Origin of the sequence: Streptomyces sp. SM11, from assembly GCF_002910905.1 — a bacterium.
In the GTDB taxonomy this organism is placed as follows: domain Bacteria; phylum Actinomycetota; class Actinomycetes; order Streptomycetales; family Streptomycetaceae; genus Streptomyces.
The window spans coordinates 1-2919 of the sequence record NZ_NEUE01000061.1; the positions used below are offsets into that span (position 1 = coordinate 1).

Here is a 2919-nt window from a genome sequence, read left to right on the forward strand (position 1 = left end):
CGCGCAGGGCGGCCGTCAGCTCCCGCGCGTCCTCGCCGACGACGGCCAGCCGCACGGCGCGGTGCGGGCGGGCGAGCCGGGCGGTGACGCACACGTCCGCCAGCTCCTCTGGTCGGTCCTGGAGAGACGGCAGGAACTGGACCCATTGAGCGCACAGTTCGCGCAGCCCGTAGGCGGTGTCGGCGGAGAGCGTCAGGACGTGGACGGGCCGCCGGGCCCCGGCGGGAGCCGTCCCGGTCCGGCGGGCCGGGGCGGGGACCGCCTCGGCCACGACGTGCGCGTTGGTGCCGCCGAAGCCGAAGCCGCTCACGGCAGCCCGGCGAACCGGCGCGTCGGGCCAGGGCCGGGCGGTCTCGGGCAGGTGGAAGGGGCTGTCGGCCAGGTTGAGGCGGGGGTTCAGGGACTCGACGGCCACGGCCGGTACGATGCCCTCGCGCAGCGACACGATGATCTTCGCGAGTCCGGCGAGCCCGGAGGCCGAGTGGAGGTGGCCGATCCGCCGCTTGACCGAGCCGAGCGCGACCGAGTTGCGCGGAACGCCGTGGCGCCCGAAGACCTCGGTGAGGGCCCGCACCTCAATGGGGTCGCCGATGGCGGTGCCGGTGCCGTGCGCCTCGACGTACTGCACGGTCGCCGGGTCGACGGTTCGGTACACCTTGTCGAGCAGGTCGATCTGGGCTTCCAGGTTGGGCGTGGTGACGCCCATGGTGCGGCCGTCGTTGTTGACCGCGACCCCGCTGATCGCGCCGAGGACCAGGTCCCCGTCGCGCAGCGCCGCCGCCATCGGCTTCAGCAACAGGGCGGCGGCCCCCTCGCCGGGGACGTAGCCGTTGGCCCGGCTGTCGAAGGTGTGGCAGAGCCCGTCCGGTGAGAGCGCCCCGGTGCGGGAGAGGAGGACGAAGGTCAGCGGGTCGATCAGCAGGTCGACCGCGCCGACGAGGGCCACCTCGCAGCTTCCGGATGCGAGGCTCTGGCAGGCGAGCCAGACCGCCGAGAGCGACGAGGAGCAGGCCGTGTCGACGACGAGGCTGGGGCCCGCGAGGTCGAAGCGGTCGGACAGCCAGGCCGCCATGAAGTTCTGCGAGCGGCCCCACAGGGCGGCCGGGCCGGGCCCGGCGGCGTCGGCTGGGGCGGGCGCCGCCGGGTCCGGGAGGCCGCCGGGCGCGACCGTGCCGCGGCCCCGGTCGAAGCCGTAGGCGTTCATCCGGGCGCCGATGAACACGCCCGCGTCGAGCCTGCGGCGCGCGCCCAGGTAGCCGGAGTCCTCCAGGGCCCGGGCGCCGACCTCCAGCATGACCCGCTGCTGCGGGTCGAGGAGGACGGCGTCCTCGGCGGTCATGCCGAAGGCCTCGTGGTCGAAGGAGAACGGGTCGACCAGGAAGGCGCCCCGGTGGTGGGTGCCGCGGTGCGGCGCCTCGCCGAGGTACAGGTGGCGGGCCCATCGGCTCGGCGGGACCTCGCCGACCTCGACGCCGTCGCCGCCCAGCATGGCCGTCAGGTCGGTCACATCCTCGGCGCCGGGGAGCCTTACCGCAAGGCCGATGACGGCGATGCGGGTGTCTAGCTCGCTCACAGTTGTCCTTTCGTGTCGCTCGCCGGTCATGCCCGGACCACCCCGCGTCCGCCGTCGCGGTCGAGCAGGGGGCGCAGCAGGGCGCTGAGGGCGGAGCCGGCGGTCCCGTCGTGGTCGGGCGCGGAGGTGTGCACCGCGGGTGCGGGCGCGGGCGGGGCTACGGGCGCCGGAGGACCGGCGGCGGGTACGGCGAGGGCAGCGAGTTCGGCCGCGATGTCGTCGGCCGTACGGGCCCGCATGAGGAGGGACGGGTCGACGGTGAGGCCGCCGCCCCGTTCGAGGGCGGTGGTCAGTTCGGCGATCATCAGGGAGTCCAGGCCGAGCCCCTGGAGGGGCCGGTCACCGGGGTCCTCCCCCAGCACGTGGAGGAAGGCGTCCCGGACACGGGCGCGCATGGCGGTGGTGTCCCGCCGGGCTCCCGCCGCCTCCGTCCCGGCCGCGGCCGGTACCGCGGCCGGTACCGCGGCCGGGATGACCGGGGCGGCGGTGGCCGCGGGCCGCTCCCCAGCCGTGGCAGGCGCGGTACCGGGGAAGATGACGGCGCCGCCCGACCGCAGGTGGTCGATGAACACGTCGAGCGCTTCCTCGGCGCCGACCGAGTACGCGGCGGAGAAGGTGTCGTCGGCCTTCATCCCAATGCCTGTCCAGTTCGGCCAGGCGTGCGCGGTGACTGCGGTGAACTCGTCGTCCTCCCGCTCGGCGAGCGCCAGCTGGAAAGCGTTGGCGAGGCTGTAGTCGACCAGTCCGCGGCCCGCCAGGGCCTGGGTGCCGGCGATGGAGGAGACGAGGACGGCGAAGTCGGCGCGCCGCTCCTTGGCCAGGCGGACGACGTGCAGCGAGCCGGCCACCTTGGGCGCGAGCACCTTCTCGGCGTCGCTCCAGGGGCGGCGGTGCATCGCCCCGAAGGGGTTGACCCGGCCGGAGGCGTGCACCACACCGACGAGCCGGCCCCAGCGCCGGCCGAGCCGGTCCGCGACGGCGGCGAGGGCCGCCGGGTCGGAGACATCGCACGGCAGGTACTCGACCTCGGCGCCGCTGTCCGCCAGCTCCCGCAGAGCCTGCGCGCGGGTGGCGTCGAGGGCCGACCGGCCGACGACGGCGACGCGCCGGGCGCCTCGCGCGACGAGACGCTCGGTCAGCCGCAGCCCGACGGCTCCGAGTCCTCCAGTTACCAGGCAGTAGCCCTCGTCCGGGAGGAAGTACGGGCGGCCGGGCCGGGCGGGCTCGGTCTCCGGGACGTAGCGGACGCCCTGCCGGTAGGCGGCGACGGTGGTCCCCGCGTCGGCCGGGTCGGCACCGGAGGAGCCTTCCGGGGCGCCGGACGCCAGTGCGGCGAGCTCGGCGGC

At 75.7% G+C, this 2919-nt stretch carries 2 protein-coding genes; both read right to left on the reverse strand.

The window, feature by feature from the left end:
• The coding region (locus tag B9S58_RS03790) for a polyketide synthase (protein ID WP_146063456.1) at nt 1-1573 on the reverse strand (1573 nt) is incomplete at its 3' end.
• 26 nt (nt 1574-1599) lie between these two features.
• Nucleotides 1600-2919, reverse strand: a 1320-nt coding sequence (locus tag B9S58_RS03795) for a beta-ketoacyl reductase (RefSeq protein WP_146063457.1), incomplete at its 5' end; no start/stop codon positions are given.